Annotated in this window: 20 protein-coding genes; 6 read left to right on the plus strand and 14 right to left on the minus strand. The window is 73.1% G+C overall.

Annotated features, from left to right (window positions below; translation table 11 throughout):
- Window positions 1–110: 110 nt before the first annotated feature.
- Window positions 111–947: a glycosyltransferase gene (locus tag MTP13_RS17315; protein ID WP_243568886.1), complete on the minus strand. Its 837-nt coding sequence runs from the start codon at window positions 945–947 to the stop codon at window positions 111–113.
- On the minus strand, window positions 944–1,897 hold the full coding sequence (locus MTP13_RS17320; RefSeq protein WP_243568887.1) for a glycosyltransferase: 954 nt from the start codon (window positions 1,895–1,897) through the stop codon (window positions 944–946). The genes MTP13_RS17315 and MTP13_RS17320 overlap by 4 nt, the downstream gene beginning before the upstream one ends.
- Window positions 1,898–2,044: 147 nt before the next feature.
- On the opposite strand from MTP13_RS17320, the gene MTP13_RS17325 reads away from it, so the two are divergent.
- Complete coding sequence (locus tag MTP13_RS17325) at window positions 2,045–3,187, plus strand: glycosyltransferase (RefSeq protein ID WP_243568888.1); 1,143 nt, start codon at window positions 2,045–2,047, stop codon at window positions 3,185–3,187.
- 79 nt (window positions 3,188–3,266) lie between these two features.
- Here MTP13_RS17325 and MTP13_RS17330 read toward each other — a convergent pair whose 3' ends face one another.
- From MTP13_RS17330 to MTP13_RS17350, 5 genes are all read right to left on the minus strand, one after another.
- Window positions 3,267–4,649 (minus strand): LCP family protein, encoded by a 1,383-nt coding sequence (locus MTP13_RS17330; protein ID WP_243568889.1) that lies wholly within the window; start codon window positions 4,647–4,649, stop codon window positions 3,267–3,269.
- A complete protein-coding gene (gene purE, locus MTP13_RS17335) occupies window positions 4,646–5,113 on the minus strand; it encodes a 5-(carboxyamino)imidazole ribonucleotide mutase (protein WP_243570878.1) in 468 nt (155 codons plus the stop codon). The genes MTP13_RS17330 and purE overlap by 4 nt, the downstream gene beginning before the upstream one ends.
- A gap of 91 nt (window positions 5,114–5,204) precedes the next feature.
- Window positions 5,205–6,440 (minus strand): acyltransferase family protein, encoded by a 1,236-nt coding sequence (locus MTP13_RS17340; protein WP_243568890.1) that lies wholly within the window; start codon window positions 6,438–6,440, stop codon window positions 5,205–5,207.
- 11 nt (window positions 6,441–6,451) lie between these two features.
- Complete coding sequence (locus tag MTP13_RS17345; RefSeq protein WP_243568891.1) at window positions 6,452–7,609, minus strand: 5-(carboxyamino)imidazole ribonucleotide synthase; 1,158 nt, start codon at window positions 7,607–7,609, stop codon at window positions 6,452–6,454.
- Window positions 7,610–7,662: 53 nt separating this feature from the next.
- The gene (locus MTP13_RS17350; RefSeq protein WP_243568892.1) at window positions 7,663–8,520 is read right to left on the minus strand and encodes a glycosyltransferase family 2 protein; all 858 of its coding nucleotides are present in this window, start codon (window positions 8,518–8,520) and stop codon (window positions 7,663–7,665) included.
- Window positions 8,521–8,622: 102 nt separating this feature from the next.
- On the opposite strand from MTP13_RS17350, the gene MTP13_RS17355 reads away from it, so the two are divergent.
- The gene (locus MTP13_RS17355) at window positions 8,623–9,213 is read left to right on the plus strand and encodes a GtrA family protein (RefSeq protein ID WP_243568893.1); all 591 of its coding nucleotides are present in this window, start codon (window positions 8,623–8,625) and stop codon (window positions 9,211–9,213) included.
- On the opposite strand, the gene MTP13_RS17360 is transcribed toward MTP13_RS17355, so the two are convergent.
- From MTP13_RS17360 to MTP13_RS17370, 3 genes are all read right to left on the minus strand, one after another.
- Window positions 9,180–10,022 carry a DarT ssDNA thymidine ADP-ribosyltransferase family protein gene (locus MTP13_RS17360; protein WP_243568894.1) on the minus strand — a complete coding sequence of 281 codons (843 nt, stop codon included), beginning with the start codon at window positions 10,020–10,022 and terminating at the stop codon, window positions 9,180–9,182. The two genes, MTP13_RS17355 and MTP13_RS17360, sit on opposite strands and share 34 nt — an antisense overlap.
- A 109-nt stretch (window positions 10,023–10,131) precedes the next feature.
- A complete protein-coding gene (locus tag MTP13_RS17365; RefSeq protein WP_243568895.1) occupies window positions 10,132–10,671 on the minus strand; it encodes a PH domain-containing protein in 540 nt (179 codons plus the stop codon).
- Between the two features lie 4 nt (window positions 10,672–10,675).
- Entirely contained in the window at window positions 10,676–11,557 is an 882-nt protein-coding gene (locus MTP13_RS17370) for a biotin--[acetyl-CoA-carboxylase] ligase (protein ID WP_243568896.1), read from the minus strand.
- 129 nt (window positions 11,558–11,686) lie between these two features.
- Between MTP13_RS17370 and MTP13_RS17375 the strand changes: the two genes are divergently transcribed.
- A complete protein-coding gene (locus MTP13_RS17375) occupies window positions 11,687–13,288 on the plus strand; it encodes an acyl-CoA carboxylase subunit beta (RefSeq protein ID WP_243568897.1) in 1,602 nt (533 codons plus the stop codon).
- A 9-nt stretch (window positions 13,289–13,297) separates the two neighbouring features.
- A complete protein-coding gene (locus MTP13_RS17380; protein WP_243568898.1) occupies window positions 13,298–13,528 on the plus strand; it encodes an acyl-CoA carboxylase epsilon subunit in 231 nt (76 codons plus the stop codon).
- A 277-nt stretch (window positions 13,529–13,805) separates the two neighbouring features.
- Here the strand turns inward: MTP13_RS17380 and MTP13_RS17385 are convergent, their stop codons facing one another.
- From MTP13_RS17385 to MTP13_RS17400, 4 genes are read right to left on the minus strand one after another with little or no spacing between them, the layout of a single operon-like run.
- Window positions 13,806–14,864, minus strand: coding sequence for a hypothetical protein (locus MTP13_RS17385; protein ID WP_243568899.1), 1,059 nt, complete (start codon window positions 14,862–14,864; stop codon window positions 13,806–13,808).
- Entirely contained in the window at window positions 14,861–16,099 is a 1,239-nt protein-coding gene (locus MTP13_RS17390) for a sensor histidine kinase (RefSeq protein WP_243568900.1), read from the minus strand. Before MTP13_RS17390 ends, MTP13_RS17385 begins: the two co-directional genes overlap by 4 nt.
- On the minus strand, window positions 16,086–16,775 hold the full coding sequence (locus tag MTP13_RS17395) for a response regulator transcription factor (protein WP_243568901.1): 690 nt from the start codon (window positions 16,773–16,775) through the stop codon (window positions 16,086–16,088). Before MTP13_RS17395 ends, MTP13_RS17390 begins: the two co-directional genes overlap by 14 nt.
- Before the next feature lie 28 nt (window positions 16,776–16,803).
- Window positions 16,804–18,132 (minus strand): class I SAM-dependent RNA methyltransferase, encoded by a 1,329-nt coding sequence (locus MTP13_RS17400; protein WP_243568902.1) that lies wholly within the window; start codon window positions 18,130–18,132, stop codon window positions 16,804–16,806.
- Between the two features lie 54 nt (window positions 18,133–18,186).
- On the opposite strand from MTP13_RS17400, the gene MTP13_RS17405 reads away from it, so the two are divergent.
- Entirely contained in the window at window positions 18,187–18,822 is a 636-nt protein-coding gene (locus MTP13_RS17405) for a Maf family protein (protein ID WP_243568903.1), read from the plus strand.
- Window positions 18,823–18,957: 135 nt separating this feature from the next.
- Window positions 18,958–20,736, plus strand: coding sequence for an acetyl/propionyl/methylcrotonyl-CoA carboxylase subunit alpha (locus MTP13_RS17410; RefSeq protein WP_243568904.1), 1,779 nt, complete (start codon window positions 18,958–18,960; stop codon window positions 20,734–20,736).
- The last annotated feature ends 107 nt before the right edge of the window (window positions 20,737–20,843 follow it).

Below are 20,843 nucleotides of genomic sequence, written 5' to 3' on the forward strand. Positions count from 1 at the left end.
GAACCCCCGAACGCCGCGGGTAGGGGGACCGCGGCCCCCTCATGGTACGGAAAGACGGGGGTCACCGATACTTTCGCATCGGAGTGGCGCGAGCAGGCGGTCGGAATCTCCTAGGCGTTCGCCGCGCCCCCGTTCGCGATGAGCCGCCGGTAGGCGATCTTCCGCACCGGCTCGGGCACGAAGCGGTACGCCCCGCGCACGGCGACGTTGCGCAGATACTCCCAGCGCGTCGTGAACCCGATCGACCGGAGCGCGCGCTGCAGGGCGAGCTCGCTGCGCCACTGCGCCCGCCCGCCGCGCCGGGCGTACGCCCCGGCGCCGACGCGGTACATGACGAGCGGGTCGGCGAGGTTCTCCACCCGGGCGCCGGCGTGGATCATCCGCGCGAACAGCCAGTAGTCCTCCATCAGCCCGAGCGGCCGGTAGCCGCCGGCGTTCGCGACCGCCGAGCGCCGGTACATCACCGTCGGATGGCTGAACGGATCGTGGAACCGGGCGTAGCGGGCGATCTCCTCGTGCCCGGTGCGCGGGGTTCGCCGGGCGACGATCGAACCGTCGTCGTCGAGGAACTCGAACATGCCGGTGCCGACGAGGTCGGCCCCGGCTTCGATCACGGGCAGCTGCTTGGCGAAGCGCTCGGGCAGGGAGATGTCGTCGGCGTCCATCCGCGCCACGATGTCGTGCGTGCAGAGCGTCAGCCCGTGCTCGAGCGCGGCGGCCAGCCCGACGTTCTCGTCGAAGACGTGCCTGGTGACCGGCACCGGGCTCTGCGCCACCGCCCGTTCGATCGCCTCGGCGAGTCCGTCGCCGACCGGGCCGTCCTGCACCAGCACGAGCTGCGCCGGGCGGACGGTCTGCTCGGCGGTGCTCGAACCGACGGCCTTCAGGAAGTGGGCCGCGTCATCGCCTCGGTACACCGGGAGCAGCAGCGAGAAGGGCGCGCTCACGAGTCCGGCTCCAGGCGCTCGATCGCCGCGCTCGCCCGGCCGAGCCCCGCGAGGGACATGTGGTTCGGGCGCGGCCGGGTGCGGGTGCCGTCGCGGTACCCGCGCCGCCAACCGTCGCGGAGGACGGCGCGGTCGCTCGAGCGGACGAAGGTGCGGAGCCACCGCCGCACGCTCGACGCCCCGTAGACGGCCTTCTCGAACGGGGAGAGGCTGGCCGAGCGGCGCAGCATCCACAGCTTGTTGCGCACCTCGTAGTAGAAGCGGGGCCCCGGATCGGCGTCCGAGGCGCCGAGCACCTTGGTCTTGTGCACGACCACCGACGCCGGCACGTGCAGGCCGCGCCGCCCGCGGAGGGCGCGCGTCGAGTACTCGAAGTCGTCGTTCCAGATGAAGTAGTCCGCGATGGGCAGGCCGATCGCGCGGACGACGTCGGCGCGGACGAGCATCGACACGAAGGAGGTGCTGCGGATGGCGAGACCGCCGCGCTCCGCCGCGGCGCGTCGCTCGGCGCCGCCCGCGAAGGGGTTCTGCCGCGGCGTGTTCATCGGGTGGTCGGTGCCGTCCGTCCAGACGACGCGCGAGCCCGCGATGACGTAGTCCGAGCCGTCGACCGCGGCGAGGAGGTGCCGGAGGGCGCTCGGCGTCGGGACCGTGTCGTCGTCCATGAGCCAGAGCCAGTCGGGCGCGTGCTCGTCGAGCGCCACCGCCATTCCCGCGGCGAAGCCGCCGGCGCCGCCGGTGTTGCGCTCGAGCCGCACGAGATCGACGAGCTCGCCGTGCGCCAGCGCCACGGCCGCGGAGTCGTCGTCGGAGGCGTTGTCGACGACGACGACCTTCGCGAGCGGGGTCTCCTGGGCCGACAGCGCCTCGAGGACCTCCAGGAGCAGGTCTCGACGGTTGTAGGCGACGACGACGGCGACGACGCGCGGCGGCGCACTGGATACGGTCATGTGTCGGGGTCTCGCTCTCGGTCCTGTCTATTCTGCCCGACGACGCGCGGCGGGCCGCGCCGGGCCCGGCGGACGCACGCCGGATTCGCAGTCTGGGACCGGTAGATTCGTACGAGCGCCAGGAGGGCGCCGCGAGGAGGAAGCCGGATGCCGATCACGCTGCGCGTCGTCGTCGATCAGCTCGTCGCTCCCGTGCCGGGCGCGCTCGGGCGGTACACGGAGGAGCTCGGCCGGGCCATCATCCGCACCGCGCCGGAAGGCTGTGCGGTGGAGGGCATCGTCTCCTCCTCGCCCGAGGCCGACTACGCGCGCCTGCTCGAGACGCTGCCGGGGCTCGCGGACCTCTACAAGACCAGCCTCGCTCGGCGCGAGCTCGCGGCCGCGTGGCAACTCGGGCTGACGACATCCCCGGGCGGCGGCATGATCCACGCCCCCGGGCTGTTCGCGCCGCTTCGCAAGCACGAGCGCGGCACCGGCGATCAGACCGTCGTCACCGTCCACGATGTGCTGGCCTGGACGAACCCCGAAGCGCTGAGCTCGACGACGGTCGCCTGGCAGAAGGGCATGCTGAAGCGGGCGCGCAAGCACGCCGACGCGGTCGTCGTGCCGACGCACGCGCTCGCCGATCGGCTCTCGATGATCGTCGACTTCGGCGATCGGCTGCGCGTCATCGGCACCGCCCCGCGCACCGGCCTCGTGCTCGGGCCCGACGCCGAGGCGCGCGCCGAGCGGCTCGGGCTGCCCGCGGAGTACCTGCTCGTCCAGGGCACCCTCGAGCCCCGGAAGGGCCTCGTCGACGTGCTCGCCGCCCTCGGCCGCACCGGGGTCCCGGAGCTCCCGCTCGTCGTGCTCGGCCCGGAGAGCTGGGGCGACCAGCATCTCGTGACCGTCGCGGAGGAGCACGGCCTCGCGGCCGGGCGGCTGCACCGCCTCGACGAGCTCGACGCCGCCGATCTCGCGGTGGTGATCGCCCGGGCGACGGCCGTCGTCGCCCCAGCGCACGACGAGGCGAGCGGCACCTGGCTGATCGAGGCGTTCAGCCTCGGCGTCCCGGTCATCCACTCCGACGCTCCGGCGCACCAGGAGATCGCCGCGGGGGCGGGGCTGTCCGTCGCGGTCGGCGTCGGCGGCTCGGCGGGCTTCGCCGATCGTCTCGCCGCGGCGATCACGCACGTCGCCGAGGACCGCGAGCTCGCCTCCCGCCTGGCGATCACCGCGGCCGACCGCGCGCGGGCGTTCAGCTGGCAGGACGCCGGCGAGCGGGTCTGGCAGCTGCACGCGGACCTCTGAGCCGACGGCGCGAGCACGCCGCCCGCGCGATCACCCCGCCCGCGCGATCACGCCAGCCGCGACCGCGCCGCCGGCGGAGCTACTCCGTCGGCTCCGCCGTCGGGTCCGGGCTCGGCGGGAACAGCGCCTCGCCGATCATGGCGCGGATCTGCTCGTAGTCGGGGTCCGTCGGGTCGACGCCGTTGTCCGGCACCAGCTCGAGCTGGCCGATCGGCAGCTCCTTCGTCTTCATCGCGAGATTGGCGAAGTAGCCGAGCATGGACTGCGGGATGTCGGTCTTCACCGTGTCGGCACCGGCGGAGGCGACGTCCTGGAACTTCGCGAGCACGTTGCCCGGGGTGAACTGGTGCAGGATCGCCTCCTGCAGCACGCGCTGGCGGGCCATCCGCTCGTAGTCGCCGCCGGCCACGCCATACCGCGCGCGCCCGTACCAGAGCGCGTGATAGCCGTCGAGGTGCTGCTGGCCCGGCTCGATCCAGCCGTCGACGCCGTCGTTGTCCTCGTCGCCGCCGATGGGGATGCGGGTCTCGACGTTGATGTCGACGCCGCCGAGCGCGTTGATGAGCTGCTCGAAGCCCTGCATGTCGATGAGCACGTAGTACTGGATGTCGAGGCCGGTCACCCCTTCGGCGGCGTCGCGCATGCCCTCGATGCCCGGCTCGCTGCCGCGCGAGACCGCGTCGGGGTACATCTCGGGGCTCTTCAGCTCGACCTCGGTGTAGATCGAGTTCAGCAGGCAGACGTCGACCTCGCAGCCGTCGATCGCGCCGTAGCCGTCGGGGTAGACCTGCGCGAGCGGGGAATCCTCGGGGAACGGCACGTCCTCGAGGTCGCGGGGCAGGCCGATGATGACGGCCTGGCCGGTGTCGGCGTCGATCGAGACGACCGACATGCTGTCGGGGCGCAGGCCCTCGCGGTCGGGGCCGGAGTCTCCGCCGAGCAGCAGGATGTTGTACCGGCCGTTCTCGTCCGGCGGCTCGGTGGGGCCGGCGATGAACACGGAGTTCAGGAAGCCGCTCGCGGTGAAGGCGAGGTAGGCGCCGTACGAGGCGCCGCCCGAGAGCACGACCATGAGCACGGTGGTGAGGCCGGCGATCCAGGCGCGAGCCGAGGGCGCGGTCTTCACGAGCCGGACGATGCGCAGCGTGTCGAAGGTCAGGATGACCCAGAGCACCGCGTAGAAGACGAGCACCGCCGCGATGATCCAGAGCGACCACGACATCGAGACCGCGCTGAAGACGGCGGTCGGCCAGAGGAGCCACGACACGACCGCCGCGATGAGCAGCAGCCAGAGCACGAGCGTGGCGCCGAGGCCGAAACGGCCGAGCCGCCGGTTGCCGGCGAGCACCTGCGGCGAGCCGGGGATCAGGAAGTTGAGCGCGACGAGCCACCAGCCGCGCTTCGTCATCAGCGGGCGCGACGCGAGGTCGGGGTACCTGATCGGGCTGGCGGCGAGGCTCATCGGGACTGCTTCAGCCGCTCGTTCTTCTCCTCGACGAGCTCGGCGAGCGCCGTCGCGTAGGCGGCGAGCGCCTCGCTCAGCGCCGGGTCGGCGGTCGCGAGGATCTTGGCCGCGATCAGGCCGGCGTTCTTCGCTCCGCCGATCGAGACCGTGGCCACCGGCACGCCGGCCGGCATCTGGACGATGGAGAGCAGCGAGTCGAGTCCGTCGAGTCGGGACAGCGGCACCGGGACGCCGACGACGGGCAGCGTCGTGACGGAGGCGAGCATGCCGGGCAGATGCGCGGCGCCGCCGGCTCCGGCGATGATGACCTTGAGCCCTCGGCCCGCGGCCTGCTTGCCGTAGGCGATCATCTTCTCCGGTGTGCGGTGGGCCGAGACGACCTCGACCTCGTGCGGGATGCCGAACTCGTCGAGCAGCTCCGACGCCTCGCGCATGACGTTCCAATCGGAGTCGGAACCCATGACGACGCCGACGAGCGGTGCAGGGGAGGTCTCAGTCACTCGAACGAGTGTAGGGGCGAGGACTGGGAGATGCCCGCAACGACGCCGCGCGTCAGCCCTGGGTCCGCGGCCCGAGGCTCGCGGTCAGCGCCGACGCCCGGCGCCCCACCCAGCCCGATGCACGGTGCGACGGCGCCTCCACGATCCGGTAGAAGACCGTGCCGACGAGCAGGGAGAGCGGGATGCCGAGCGCCATGATCCAGTGCGCGGGCAGCTCCGGCAGGGCGAAGCGCAGCGCCACGAGCACCGGGACGTGCACGAGGTACAGGCTGAACGAGATCCGGGCGAGGAACTGCACCGGGCGGGAGCCGAGCGGTCGGGCCGCCCCGCGCGAGCCGAGGCAGCAGAACACGAGCAGGACGGCGCCCACCACGACGACGACCTTCAGCAGCGCGGCGATCGGGGCGATCGAGCCGAAGGCGCCGAGCTCCCACCGCAGGACCAGCAGCACGAGCCCGAGGGCGAACAGGCCGGCCCAGGCGAGCGGCGCCCAGCGGGAGCGGTTGATCGTCGCCGACGCCCGTTCGAGCAGTTCGAGCTTCGCCGCGAGCAGCACGCCGACGAGGAAGACGGGCAGGTACTCGAGCGCCCCGGTGCCCGTCTCCGAGCCGATCCAGACGCCCGCGAGGGCTGCGACGAGCCCGAGCGGCCACCAGCGCCGCAGCGCGAGCGCGAGCACCACGAAGACCGGCAGCGTGACGGAGAAGATCATCTCCCACTGGATCGACCACAGCGGGTTGTCCAGATCGTAGGAGCCGTTGAAGAGGTTCAGCGCGTTCAGCACGAGATGCCAGTCGAGCTCCTTCGCGGTGCGCTCCTCGACCCACGGCGAGAACCGCTCGACCGAGGGCCTCGGGACGACGGCGAGGAGGAACGCGGAGAAGGCGACGGCGCCCGCGACGGGCAGCCCGAGTCGCACGACCCGCCGTGGGAAGTACGACACCCAGTCGAAGCCGCCGCGCAGCACGGGCAGCGCGAGCACGAAGCCGCTCAGCACGAAGAACACGGTGACCGCCTCGTGGCCGGCGTTCGTGAGCTTGAGCGGACTGTACGTCAGCCACCAGAGGGCGGTGCCGCGCTCGGGCGCCGAGCCGCCCTCGACGTAGAGGGAGGAGATCGAGGGATTCAGGAGCAGTGCGTGGTGGACGAGCACGACGAGCGCCGCGAGCCCCCGCAACCCGTCGAGGGCGAGGAAACGGCCGCGTCCCGTCGCGGCTCCCCCGGCGCGCCCCGCGGGCGCGACCGATCGAGCCGACGACAGCGCCGTCGAATCCAGCGATGCGGTCACCGCGCCGGACATCAGTCCTGGAACACCGCCGCGGCGGCTCGGGCCTGGTAGACCACGTCGTCGAGATCGGCCCCCACCGCGGTCACGTGCCCGATCTTGCGGCCGGGCCTCGGGGCCTTGCCGTAGTTGTGCACCTTCACCGTGGGGTGCCCGGCGAGCGCCTCGGGGTAGCGGTCGGCGAGCGAGCCCTCGGCGGGACCGCCGAGGATGTTCACCATGACGGACCAGTCGTCGTGGGTGCCGGTGCCGCCGAGCGGCAGGTCGAGCACGGCGCGGAGGTGCTGCTCGAACTGGCCCGTGGTCGCACCGTCCATCGACCAGTGGCCGCTGTTGTGCGGGCGCATGGCGAGCTCGTTCACGAGCACCCGGTCGTCGCGCGTCTCGAACAGCTCGACCGCGAGCACGCCCGTCACGCCGAGCCCCTCGGCGATCGCGATGGCCACGTCGGCGGCCACGTCCGCGACGCGCCCAGCCGAGCGCGGAGCCGGCGCGATGACCTCGCTGCAGACACCGCCGACCTGGACGGTCTCGACGACGGGCCACGCGGCGAGCTCGCCCGAGGGGCGTCGGGCCACGAGTTGCGCGAGCTCGCGGCGGAACTCGACGAGCTCCTCGACGAGCAGGGCGCCGGGGCGGCCGTCCTCGGCGAGCGCGGCGAACCACTCCGCGACCTCGGCCGAGCCGTGCACGACACGGACGCCTTTGCCGTCGTAGCCGCCGCGCGGCGTCTTCACGACGGCGGCGCCGCCGTGCGCCTCGATGAACCGGTCGAGCTCCTCGGCGGTCTCGACGCGCGCCCAGTCGGGTACCGGCAGGCCGAGCTCGGAGAGGCGCTCGCGCATGAGCAGCTTGTCCTGCGCGAACCGGAGCGCGTCGGGTCCCGGGTGCACGGGGACGCCGGCGTCGACGAGGGCGTGCAGCACGTCCTGCGGGACGTGCTCGTGATCGAAGGTGATGACGTCGACGTCGCGCGCGAAGGCCAGCACGGTCTCGGCGTCCAGGTAGTCGCCCACCGCGGTCGCAGCGAGCTCGGCGGCCATCCCCTCCGCCTCGGCCAGTACCCGGAGCTCGACGCCGAGCTCGATCGCCGCAGGGATCATCATCCTCGCGAGCTGCCCGCCACCGATCACTCCGACCCGCACCCGACCGACTCCTTCCACGTTCGACATCCTTTCGATTCGACCCCGCTCAGCTGGGAGCGGACTGTGAGCCGCGTGAGCGTTCATCGCAGCCCTCTCCCCTTCGCCAGCTCGGCGACGAAGCGTCCCTCGCCGCCGTCGAGCGCATCGACCGCCGCGCGCAGCGCCGCGAGGTACTCGACGTCGCCCGCATCGGTCCAGGCACCGCGCAGGGGCAGTTCCGCCGACGGGCGGACGCCGGTGACCTCGGCGCCGAGATCGGAGTAGGCGCGGCGCACCGCGGCGTCCTCGTGCACGCGGCGCTGCTGCCAGTCCGCGGTCGCCGTGAGCTGCCCGCGGTGGTGCCGGTAGCTGGCGAGCGGGGCTGCGCTGCGCACGATGCGCGCGCCCTCGGCGGCGAGCGTGGTCCACAGCACGTAGTCCTCGGTCGGGACGTCCTGGTAGCTCTGCTCGCCGTGCAGCGCGCTCCGTCTGGCGAACATGGTCGAATGCCCGAGCGGGTTCGACAGCAGCAGGGAGACGCGGACGGCCTGCGGGCCGAGACGGCCTCGGGAGAGCCAGCGCGGATACCGGTAGCGTCCGCCGAAGTGGAGGAGGGTGCCGAAGGCGACGTCCGCGCCGCGCTCGATCTCCCGCCGCTGCAGCGCGAATCGGAACGGATGGCACAGGTCGTCGGCGTCGATGCGGGCGACGTACTCGCTGTCCGTCGCGCCGAGGAGGCGGTTCATGCCGCGGGCGGGGCCGAGCTGGCTGTCGCCCACGATCACCCGGACCCGCCGGTCGGAGAAGGACGCCGCGACGGCGGCGGTGGCATCCTCGCTGGCGTCGTCGTAGACGACGATCTCCGCATCCCGCGGCAGGGCGATGAGCGTCGTCCTGATCGTCGACGCGAGGTGGGCGCTGGCGTTCCAGGCGGGGATGAGCACGCTGAGTCGCGGCACGAGGCCTCCGTGCGGCCGACGGCCGCGCTCGATGTGGCGCCCGGCGGTCACCGGGCGGATGCCCCCAGTCTACGGGCGGCGCCTGCGGCTAGGATGTGCCGGGTGACGACGCGCGACCTCCCGGCGGGAGCGGCGACCGGCTCGCGGGCCGGCGATCTCGCACGCCGGCTGTGGCGCGGGGTGGTGGCGTACGCGCTGAAGTTCGGCGTCGTCGGCCTGATCGGCCTCGCGATCGACGTCGCGCTGTTCAACGCGCTGCGGCTCGGCGCGTTCGGAGCGGACGGCTGGGCGCAGTCCGCCCTCGGCGCGAAGACGATCTCCACGAGCGTCGCGATCGTGTTCAACTGGCTGGGCAACCGCTACTGGACCTTCCGCAGCCACCGCAGGAAGAACTACCTGCGGGAGTTCGCCGAGTACGTCATCGTCTCGCTCGGCGGGATGGCGATCGCGCTCGGCTGCCTCTGGATCAGTCACCACGCCCTCGGCCTCACGAGCCTCGTGGCCGACAACATCGCCTCGAACGTCATCGGCCTTGGCCTCGGCACGCTGTTCCGCTTCGTGCTCTACCGCTACTGGGTGTACGGGCATCACCGCGCGGACGGACTGTCGCAGCTCGCCCGCGCGGAGGAGGCGCAGCGCGCGCTCTTCGAGGAGCCGGCTCAGTCCTCGGCGGGCAGGAACCAGGGCGGGTAGACCGCGATCCGCGTCTTCGCGCCCACTGCGGAGAGCGCGGCGCGCACGCGGTCGCGGACGCGTTCGTTGCCGACGGCGATGAGCGCGATCCGCTCGAGCGGCACCTCCCCGCGCACGAGGAACTCGGCGGTGCGCAGGCGCGCGGTCTCCTGCTCGTGGGCGAGCAGCCGGAGCATCCGCTCGACCGCCGGCCAGGCGACGGCGAGCTCCGCACCGGGCAGCGCGGTGTCCACCTCGCTCACGGCGACCGCACCGTCGGCCGTGGCGGCGCCGCGCGCGGCGGCGACCGAGCTGACGAGCATGACGTGATCGGACGCTGGGCGCTCGACGGCCTCGGGGGTGAGCCGGGGGTCGGGGGTGCCCTCGCGCACCGCGTTCCAGACGAGCGCGTCGGGGGTGAGCAGGAAGGGCACGTAGTCGGCGATGACCGCATCGGTGCCGTCGACCGCCCGAGCGCGGCGGAACTCGCGCACCGCGGGAGCCGAGAGGTCGACGAGCGGCGCGGCCCCGGCCGAGTCCGGCACGAGGGCGCCGGCGCCGAGGATCCGCGCGAGGTTGTCGAGGTGCGTCACGTGGTAGATGCGCACCGCTCCGGCGTCGATGGGCGGCGCGCTGAGCGCCCCGGCACCGGTCTTCGCCCGGGGCGCCTTCGCGGCAGGCGTGCGCAGCGACGCGGCGCTCGGCCGCCGGCCGGGGACCCGGCTCGCCCGTGCCGCCGGTTCGGGCTGCTGCGCGGGCTCAGGACCCTTCGGCGGGAAGCAGATGGCGCAGAGGCCGTCGTCGAAACCGTGGATGCATTCGTCGGCCAACAGGCACCTTTCCTCTGCGTCCCGCACCGGGGGCGCGCGGGAACCGCCCGTCTACTTTACGCGTGCGCGGAGGCCTCCGCCGCCAGATGCGCCGAGGTCGGGGCCTGCGTCAGCGCTGACCCCACATGACGGTGTCGGCCTCCGACTGGGTCGGCTGCAGCGGTGTCACCGAGGGCGCGCCCGCGATCAGCTCGTGCAGCGCCTGCTGCGCGAGCTCGGGCCCGGGAAGGTCCTTCAGCACGAACGGCCGCTCGCGGCCGACGTCGATGCGCACGTCGCCCGATCCGGCCATCCGCTGGCCGGGCGTGCGCCGCACGGTGACGTCGTAGCCCCGGCGCAGCGGGAGCTCGCGGCGGACCCGGACGAACACGCCGCTCGTGACGATGACGCGACGGTCGGTGATCGTCACCCGGCCGGCGAGCCACGACAGGAACGGGAGCAGGCACGCGAGCAGCACGAGGAGGACCGAGCCGCCGAGGACCGCCCAGCGCTGCCAGTCCTCGAGCAGGATGCCGCTCGCGTACGCCGCGCCGCCGACGACGCCGATCAGCACGATCGCGGGCAGGATCAGCCGTCTCCCGTGCCGACGGAGGCGCGCGACCACGCGTTCGGGGGTCGCCTGGCGCTGCTCGGTCTCGGGTGGCCTCATACGGTCATTCATACCGCAGGTGCGTCACATCGCCCGCGGCGACGGCCTGCGATTCGTCCGACTCGCGGTCGAGCACCAGCAGGCGGCCGTCTGGGTCGAGTCCTTCGGCGGTGCCGAGCAGCATGCGCCCGCCCGGCAGCTCGACGCGCACCTCCTCGCCGATCGTGCCGCAGAGGGTCGCGACGCGCTCGGCGATGCCGGACGCGACCGCGTCGCCGCCCGCCGCCCGGTAGGCGTCGAAGAGCTCGAGGAAGCCCGCGAGGTAGTCGGCGAGCACGGCGTCGGCGTCGGGGCGGCGCCCGCTCGCGAGCAGCAGCGAGGTCGAGGTGAGCGTCGGCAGGTCGTGCTCGTCGAGGGTGAGGTTCAGCCCGGCCCCCACGACGACGCCGGCGGGCGCCGCATCGCCGGGTTCCGGCGGCAGCAGTTCGGAGAGGATGCCGCAGACCTTGTAGCCCGACACCAGCACGTCGTTCGGCCACTTCAGCTCCACGTCCAGGAGCCCGGGACCGTCGGCGTCGCCGTCCTCCGGCGCCTCCTCGAGGCGCGCGGCGCGGGCGCGGGCGAGTTCCCATCGCACGGCCTCGGTCATCGCAGCCCCCGCGATGAGCGGGATCCAGCCGTAGGCCTCGAGCGGGAGCGCGGGGCCGCGACCGTCGGCCGGGCGCAGCAGCATCGAGATCGCGAGCGTCTTGCCGCTCGGGGCGAGCCAGCTCCGGCCGAGCCGGCCGCGCCCGGCGGTCTGCTCGTCGGTGACCACGACCGCGCCGTGCGGCCAGGCCGAGGCATCCGCTCCCGTGGCCGCGATCCGCAGCTCGTCGTTCGTCGACCCGGCCTGTTCGAGGAACTCGAACCGGGGCACGGCGGCCCGCGAGCGCTCCCAATCCATGGCCATCACCCTACCGAGGGCCGCCGGGGCGGCAGGACGCCACGGTGGCGAGAGGCGGGAAAGGAGCGCCCCAGATTTGTAGGGTTCCGTCAACGATCCGGCCGGAGTGCTCACCGGTAGAGTGATCCGGTGACCGAAGCGACGAACGACGGCCCCGACCTCTCGACCACCGCGGGCAAGCTCGCCGACCTCAAGGCGCGCTATCACGAGGCGGTGACCGCCTCCGGGCAGGCCGCCATCGAGAAGCAGCACGCCAAGGGCAAGATGACCGCCCGCGAGCGCATCGAGGGCCTGCTCGACCCGGGCTCCTTCGTCGAGCTCGACGAGTTCGTGCGGCACCGCACCCACGCCTTCGGCATGGAGTCCAAGCGCCCCTACGGCGACGCCGTCGTCACCGGCACCGGCACCATCCACGGCCGCCAGGTCGCGGTGTACTCGCAGGACTTCACGATCTTCGGCGGCTCCCTCGGCGAGGTCGCCGGCGAGAAGATCATCAAGGTGATGGAGCTCGCGCTGAAGATCGGCGTGCCGATCATCGGCATCCTGGACTCCGGCGGCGCGCGCATCCAGGAGGGCGTCGTCGCGCTCGGCAAGTACGGCGAGATCTTCCGCCGGAACACCGCGGCCTCGGGCGTCATCCCGCAGATCTCGATCATCATGGGGCCGGCGGCGGGCGGCGCGGTCTACTCCCCCGCCCTCACCGACTTCGTGATCATGGTCGACAAGTCGAGCCACATGTTCGTCACCGGCCCCGACGTCATCAAGACCGTCACGGGCGAGGAGGTCGGCTTCGAGGAGCTCGGCGGCGCCCTGACCCACAACACCGTCTCGGGCGTCGCGCACTACCTCGCGAGCGACGAGGACGACGCGCTCGACTACGCGCGCACCCTCGTCTCGTTCCTGCCGGACAACAACATGGCCGACCCGGTCGTCTACGAGTCCGAGATCGAGCTCGAGATCACCGACGAGGACCGACGCCTGAACTCCGTCATCCCGGACTCCCCCAATCAGCCGTACGACATGCGCACCGTCATCGAGGGGCTCGTCGACCACGCCGACTTCCTCGAGGTGCAGCCGCTCTACGCGCCGAACATCGTCATCGGCTTCGCGCGCATCGAGGGCCGCTCGGTCGGCATCATCGCGAACCAGCCGAGCCAGATGGCCGGCACCCTGAACATCGCCGCGGGCGAGAAGGCCAGCCGCTTCGTGCGCTTCTGCGACGCCTTCTCCATCCCGATCCTGACCCTCGTCGACGTGCCGGGCTACCTGCCCGGTACCGACCAGGAGTGGACCGGCGTCATCCGCCGCGGCGCGAAGCTGCTCTACGCGTACGCCGAGGCGACGGTGCCGCTCGTCACCGTCATCACGCGCAAGGCCTACGGCGGCGCGTACATCGTGATGGGCTCGAAACAGCTCGGCGCCGACATCAACCTCGCCTGGCCCACCGCGGAGATCGCGGTCATGGGCGGGCAGGGCGCCGTCAACATCCTCTACCGCGCCGAGATCAAGCGCGCCGAGGAGGCCGGCGAGGACGTCGCCGCCGTGCGCACGCAGCTCGCGAACGAGTACACCTACAACGTGGCCTCCCCGTTCCTCGCCGCGGAGCGCGGCGAGCTCGACGGCGTCATCGAGCCCGCGGCCACCCGCGTCGCCATCGCCAAGGCGCTCCGCACGCTGCGCACGAAGCGCGCGAGCCTGCCGCCGAAGAAGCACGGCAACATCCCCCTGTAAGGAGCCGCTGTGACCGATCAGGACGCCCAGCCCGCCGTCGATCTCCGCTTCGTCGACCGCCGGCCGCCGACGCCCGCCGAGACCGCGGCCGTCATCGCCGTCGTCACCGCCGTGCTCGAGGAACACACCCCCGAGGCCTCCGCCGCGCCCGCCGGCCGGGACGAGTGGGTGCGCTCGGGCACGGCGCTGCGCCGGCCGATCGAGACGGGTCAGGGGCGCTGGCAGCGGTCCCTCCGCTAGGGGGACCCGATGAGGACCCGATGTCCTCACAAATGCTGACTATTGCGAACCTCGCCCCTGTTGCACTATTGATGTGCAGGCTCCAGAGGAGTCGCCATCATCACCGGTCGGGTAACCGGTGATTGTTGGGGGCGAGCCAGGGCGATATTCGGGTTGTCGCCGTGGCTCGGGCTGTGAGGGGGCCGGTCATCGACCGGCCCCCTCCTCATTTAAGCCGCGGAGCTCCCCTCAGGCAGCGCAGACGGCGCGGCAGGTCCGCGGGCACGGTGCGCCCGGCTCAGTCCTCGACGGGCTCGGTCTCGCCGGCCGGCACGGCCCGCTCCGCCTCGCCCTCGGGCGCACGCGGGATCTCGAGCCACAGTTCCACCTCGGCGTCGTCGCCGTCGTCGCCGGGCACCGCCGAGGTGCGCAGGCCGACGACCGTCACCGCGGCGGCCGATCCCTCGGCGGCGGTCCGGGCGATGATGCGGTCGGCGTTCGAGCCCGCGATCGCCTCGGCGAGCTGGGAGAGCACGCGGTCCCGCGCCACCTCGTCGAGGTCGTCGATGCCGCCCTCGTCGAGGAGCGTCACGGTCATGCCGCGTTCGCGGGCGCGCTGCACCTCGACGCGGACGGCGTCGGTGAGCAGCATCCGGCCGCGGATCTCGTCGCGGATGGCGGCCTCGAGCCGGCGGCACTCGTCGCGCTGCGACTCGCTGAGCACCCCGTCGCGGTCGATGATGCGGCGGAGCATGGGCGCGGCGACCCGGTTCGTGTGCGCGAGACGCATCCGCCCTTCGAAGAGGTAGGCGTCCTGCGCCGCCTGCCAGGCCGCCGCCTCGCGTTCGGCCTGCGCGTAGCGCCGGGTCTCCCGGGCCGAGTTCGCGAGGGCGGAGGTGAGCGCGTGCGCGATGGCCACCCAGACCACGCTGCCGATGACACCGAGGGAGCCGAGCGCGAGGGGGCCCGCCCACACCATCGTCTGCACCGCGAGCGCGATCACGCCGAGCCATGCGACGACGAGCTGGCGGCGGGCCGCGGCGATCGTCATCAGCGTGCCCACGGCCGCGACGTACCACGTGGCGTAGCCGTTGTCGCCCGAGGCGTCGAGCTGGCTCGTGGCGAGCAGCGGCAGCGCGATGCTCACCGCGAGGTCGAAGGCGGCGAGCCAGTCGGGCATCCGCGCCCGGGAGGAGGGCCAGAGGCTCAGCACCGTCGCCAAGGCGTAGCAGGCGAGGGCGACGACCGCCGGCCAGGGACTCGCGGGCACGGCGAGCGAGTACACGCCGAGGATGACGTGGTACGTCGAGAAGAGCGCCGCGAGCACGAGCAGCAGCCACCTGGGGACGGAGATCATGCGTCGCCCCCGATCGCGCCGGTCGGCCAGGCGAGGATGATCGTCGTGCCGTGCCCCGCGAGCGACTCGATCTTCGCGAGGCCGCCCGCGTTCGTCATCCGCTCCTCGATGGAGACGCGCACGCCGAGCCGCTCGTGCGGCACCGTGATCGGATCGAAGCCCACGCCGTTGTCGGCCACCTCGATGACGCAGCCATTGGCCCGCACGCCGCGCACGCGGAGCTCGCGCCGGGTCACCCGGCCCGGCTCGTCGGCGTGCTGGAGGCTGTTCACCATCGCCTGCACGGCCGCCGAGTAGAGCGCCTCGACGGCTTCGACGGGCAGTTCCACACCGCCCGCGTTCACGACGCGCACGGCGAAGCTCGCATTGAAGGTGCCGATCGCGGTGCGCAGCCGCCGCACGAGCACGCCGAGCGAGACCCGGTCGAGCGAGCGGGGGCCGGCCGCGCCGGCGTCGTCGAGCCGTGCGATCGCGTCCTTCGCCATCCGAGCGGCGAGCGCCTGCTGCTCGGGCCGGGTCGCGGCGGCGGCCGAGAGCAGCGTCGTCAGCACGCTGTCGTGGACGAGGGCGTCGACCTTGACGCGCTCGAGCTCGTTCGCGTGCAGCCGGGCGGCGAGGTCGTAGCGCTGCAGGGCCGCCTCCTGAGCCTGGTCGACGCCGATCGCCGCCTGCCGGAGCATCGTGATGATGACGAGCACGACGATGCCGAGGATGAGCGCGTAGGTGGCGTCGAGCACGGCGAGCAGCGGTTCGGCCGCGCCGCCCGATGGCGAGACCCGCACGATGCCGTAGACGATCGGCACGACGACGGTGTAGGCCGCCGCCCACCAGCTCGGCAGCGCGACGACCGCGGCGGTCGTCGCGACGGTGCAGAGGAAGTAGAGCCAGGGCACCTGCCCGGCCATCGCGCCGAAGTCCTCGACGAGCGTGGGCCAGGACAGCAGGGCGAGCAGGTAGAGGATGGCGAAGGAGAGGCACGCGGCGCGGATCGCGACCTTCGAGAGGGTGGCCGCCGCGAGCGCGACGATCGCCCCGTACACGACGGCCATGAGCGCGGCCCCGGCCCCCGGGCGCAGTACCGCGGCCTCGGCGAGGGCGGAGGGCACCGTCTGGGCGGCGAAGACGAGACCTGCGATCCCGACGGCGCGAGCGGAGATCGTCTCGACCTGGCTCCGGCTGACCGACATCCTCCGCCGGGCGGTGGGTCGGGCGACGCGCCACTCAGCGGAGGGCATCGCCCGCTTCGCCGTCGAGACCCGGGAGGATGCCGTCTTCGACCGCGCGGCGCAGCAGGTCGACCTTGGTCGGCGCGGGGCGGCCGACCTCGACGTACTTGGCGCGGATGCGGTCGAGGTACTCGCGGGCGGTGGAGTGCGCGATGCCGAGCTGGGCGGCGACGAGCTTCAGCGGCAGGCCGGAGGCGTAGAGGTGCAGCACATCGCGCTCGCGTCGGCCGAGCTGGGCCCTGGCGAAGTCGCGGTCGGCCTCGATGGCGCTCGCCCATTCGACGTTGTTCAGCACGTCGCCGCGGGCGACCGTGGAGATGGCGCCGATCACCGCGGCCATCGGCGAGGCCTTCGGAATGACGCCGGCCGCACCCGCGGCGAGCGCCTCGCGCACCGCGGCCACGCGGTCGGCGATGGAGTGCACGAGCACGTGGCTGCCGGTGGCGAGCACCTGGCGCACGTTGTCGGTGACGCTCGAGCCGTCGCCGAGCGAGAGGTCGAGGACGACGACGTCGCAGCTGCCGCCGGCGAGCGCGGCGAGCAGCTGGGGCACGTCGGCCGTGTCGGCGATGACGTCGTAGCCGGCGTCCTGGCAGGCCGCGCGCAGCCCAAGCCGGACCGCCTCGTGATCGTCGACGATCGCGACCGTCGCCTGGCGTGCGTCGCTGTCGCGCTCGTCGCTCACAGCACCCCCCGTTTCCTCAGCTGCCACCCTAGCGGGCGAGACGCGCCACTGCTTCGAGGTGGTGCGTGTTCGGGAAGAGATCGAACGCCTCGATCGCCTCCGGCTCGTAGCCGTGCCCCCGGAAGAGGGCCACGTCGCGGGCGAGCGCCACCGGGTCGCACGCGACGTACACGATCTGGGCGGGCCCGAGCCCGGCGATCCGGTCGACGACCTCACGGCCGGCGCCCGCGCGCGGCGGGTCGAGCACGACGGTGCCGGCCTTCAGGCTCGCGCGCTCGGCGACGCCCGCGCCGACGGCGAGTTCGGCGAGATAGCGGTCGACGCGAGCGGTCACGGCCTGCGCGCCGACCCACTCGGCGAGGTTCTCCCCCGCGTGCAGCGTGGCGCGCGGGTCGGTCTCGACGGTCGTGATGCGGGTCGTGTCGCCGAAGCGGCCGCCGACCGCGGCCGCGAGCAGGCCGACGCCGCCGTAGAGGTCGAGGTTCGCGGCGCGGGGGTCGAAGCGCTCGGGGTCGATCGCGCGCTGGACGGCGGCGTGCAGCGTCGCGGCGGCGCCCCGGTGCACCTGCCAGAAGCCCCCGCGGTCGACCTGGAAGCGGCGCCCGGCGACGAGCTCCTCGACGATCACGGGGTCGCGGGTCGCGGCCGGGCGCGCCGCCTGCGGGCGGCGCGGCCCGCCGCGACGACCGCGCTGGCCGCGCGGGCCGCGCTGGGACGACTCGGCGGAGGCTTCGACGGTGACGAGCTGGGCCTCGCCCGCGCTCGGCAGCACGAGGTCGATCGCCCCGACGCCGGGCATCCGCGCGTCGAGCGGGGCGAGGGCCGCGAGCTCGGCGGCTGCGAGCGGAAGCGACGAGACCGGGACGACGCGACGGCTGCGCGCCGCGTACGGCCCGACCCGGCCCTCAGCGTCGACGTGCAGCCGCACCCGGGTGCGCCAGCCGGTGCCGTTCGCGGCGTCGACGCCCGGCGCGAGCTCCGCGGCCACGGCCGCGACCTCGGGCGCGAGCGCGACGCCGCCCATGCGGGAGAGGGCGTCGGCGAGCACCTCGCCCTTGAGCGCCCGCTGGCGCTCGATGCGGATGTGCCCGAACTCGGCGCCGCCGGCCCGCTCGGCCGGGTCGCGATCGACGGAGGCCTCGGCCCAGACGTGCTCGCGACGGTCCGGCGAGGCGTCGAGCACCTCGACGGTGTCGGCCCGCCAGAAGCGGTCCTTCGAGGCATCCGTCACCCGTGCTCGCACCCGCTCGCCGGGGATGGCGTCGGCGACGAAGACGACGCGGCCGTCGTGGCGGGCGACCGCGATGCCGCCGTGGGCGATGCGGTCGACCTGGAGGTCGAGCAGGGATCCGAGCATGCATCGAGCATCCCACAGCGGCGCAGGGCGGCCGCCGCGCGGCAAGATGGACCCATGCGCCTCTACCTCGCCTCCACCTCCCCCGCCCGACTGCAGACGCTGCGGGCCGCGGGCATCGAGCCGATCCCGGTCGCCCCGGGCGTCGACGAGCGTGCGGTCGTCGAGGCGTACGAGGGCCAGCACGGTCCGCTCCCGGTGGAGCGGATGGTGCAGCTGCTCGCGCAGGCGAAGGCCGAGGCGCTGCTCGGCACGACCCCCGGCGGCGAGCCGATCGACGGGCTGATCTTCGGCGGGGACTCGGCGTTCCTCGTCGACGGCCGCATCCACGGCAAGCCGCACGCGCCCGAGGTCGCCAAGCAGCGCTGGCTCGCGCAGAACGGCGGCAGCGGGGCGCTGTGGTCCGGGCACTGGCTCATCGACCACCGCGGCGGTCGGGTGAACCGGGCGGTGGGGCGGGCGGATGTCGCGACGGTGCGCTTCGCGACGCTCGACGAGGCGGAGATCGACGCGTACATCGCGACGGGCGAGCCGCTGGCCGTGGCGGGGGCGTTCACCGTCGACAGCCTCGGCGGGCCGTTCATCCGCTCGGTCGAGGGCGACCCGTCGACCGTGGTGGGCCTCTCGCTCTCGACGCTCCGGGAGCTCGTGCGCGAGCTCGGCGTGCCGTGGACGGAACTCTGGAATCGCTGAACCCCGAAATCGCCGATCCGATCGGCAACTTCGCCGGACTGACGCCGGAGTTGTGAGCTGCCGCACCCCGCAACCGCGTCTTTTTGTGGGAGCCCTTCAAAGCTGAGGGGGTCCCGAGCAATAGAGTTGAGAACTATGCCGCGCATCACCAAGGTCCTCATCGCCAATCGTGGCGAGATCGCCGTCCGCGTCATCCGGGCGGCTCGCGACGCCGGAATCGGCTCGGTCGCCGTCTACGCCGACCAGGACCGCGACGCGCGCCACGTGAAGCTCGCCGACGAGGCGTACGCCCTCGACGGCGCCACGAGCGCCGACACCTACCTCGTCATCGACAAGCTGCTCTCGGTGGCCCGCCGCTCCGGCGCGGACGCGGTGCACCCGGGCTACGGCTTCCTCGCCGAGAACCCCGACTTCGCCCGCGCGGTCATCGCCGCCGGCCTCGTCTGGATCGGCCCCTCCCCCGAGGCCATCGAGCGCCTCGGCGACAAGGTCTCCGCGCGGCACGTGGCCGAGAAGGTCGGCGCCCCCCTCGCCCCCGGCACCCTGAACCCGGTCGCGGGCGCCGAGGAGGTGCTCGAGTTCGTCGACCAGCACGGCCTGCCCGTCGCCATCAAGGCGGCGTTCGGCGGCGGCGGCCGTGGCCTCAAGGTCGCCCGCACCCGCGAAGAGGTGCCCGAGCTCTTCGACTCGGCCACCCGCGAGGCGGTCGCCGCCTTCGGCCGCGGCGAGTGCTTCGTCGAGAAGTACCTCGACAAGCCGCGCCACGTCGAGACCCAGTGCCTCGCCGACCAGCACGGCAACGTCGTCGTCGTCTCCACCCGCGACTGCTCGCTGCAGCGTCGCCACCAGAAGCTCGTCGAGGAGGCGCCCGCGCCATTCCTCAGCCAGGTGCAGATCGACGCCCTCTACTCGGCCTCGAAGGCCATCCTGAAGGAGGTCGGCTACGTCGGCGCCGGCACCTGCGAGTTCCTCATCGGCCAGGACGGCACCGTCTCGTTCCTCGAGGTGAACACCCGCCTCCAGGTGGAGCACCCCGTGTCCGAGGAGGTCACCGGCCTCGACCTCGTCCGCGAGCAGTTCCGCCTCGCCGAGGGCGGCGTGCTCGACTACGACGACCCCGAGGCGAGCGGCCACTCGATCGAGTTCCGCATCAACGGCGAGGACCCGGGCCGCAACTTCCTGCCCGCGCCCGGCCCGATCCACCAGCTCCGCTTCCCCGGCGGCCCCGGCATCCGCGTCGACTCGGGCGTGACGAGCGGCGACGAGATCTCCGGCGCCTTCGACTCACTGCTCGCGAAGCTGATCGTGACCGGCAAGGACCGTCAGGAGGCGCTCTCGCGCGCCCGCCGCGCCCTCGACGAGTTCGAGGTCGCCGGCCTGCCCACGGTGCTGCCGTTCCACCGCGACATCGTGACGAACCCGGCCTTCGCGCCCGAGGGCGAGCAGCCGTTCTCGATCTACACGCGCTGGATCGAGACGGAGTACGAGAACACGCTCGAGCCCTGGTCGGGCGAGCTCGAGGAGGTGCGCGGCCCGGCCGCGCGCGCGAGCGTCGTCGTCGAGGTCGACGGCCGCCGCATCGAGGTCTCGCTGCCGAAGAAGCTCGTCGGCACCGCCGGGTCCAACGGCGGCGCCTCGGCCGGCGCCCCGGCGCCCCGACGCCGCGCCGCGGGCGGGGCGGTCGACACCGCCACCGGCGACGCCGTGAAGGCCCCCATGCAGGCGACCGTCGTGAAGGTCGCCGTCGCCGAGGGCGACAAGGTCGTCAAGGGCGACCTCGTGCTCGTGCTCGAGGCGATGAAGATGGAGCAGCCGATCATCGCGCACAAGGACGGCATCGTCGGCGTCGTGAACGCCGAGCCCGGCGTCACGGTGTCGAGCGGGCACCTGCTGCTGTCGATCGCGGACGCGTAGGACCCGAGTCCTCGCCCCTGGTGCCATCGGACTGAACATGATGGCACCCCATCCTCGTCGCGGCGGCACTCGGCTTGTCGTTCGTTCTCGGTGAGCGAGCGGCCGAG

Source organism: Agromyces soli, from assembly GCF_022811605.1.
GTDB classification, from domain to species: Bacteria; Actinomycetota; Actinomycetes; order Actinomycetales; family Microbacteriaceae; genus Agromyces; species Agromyces soli.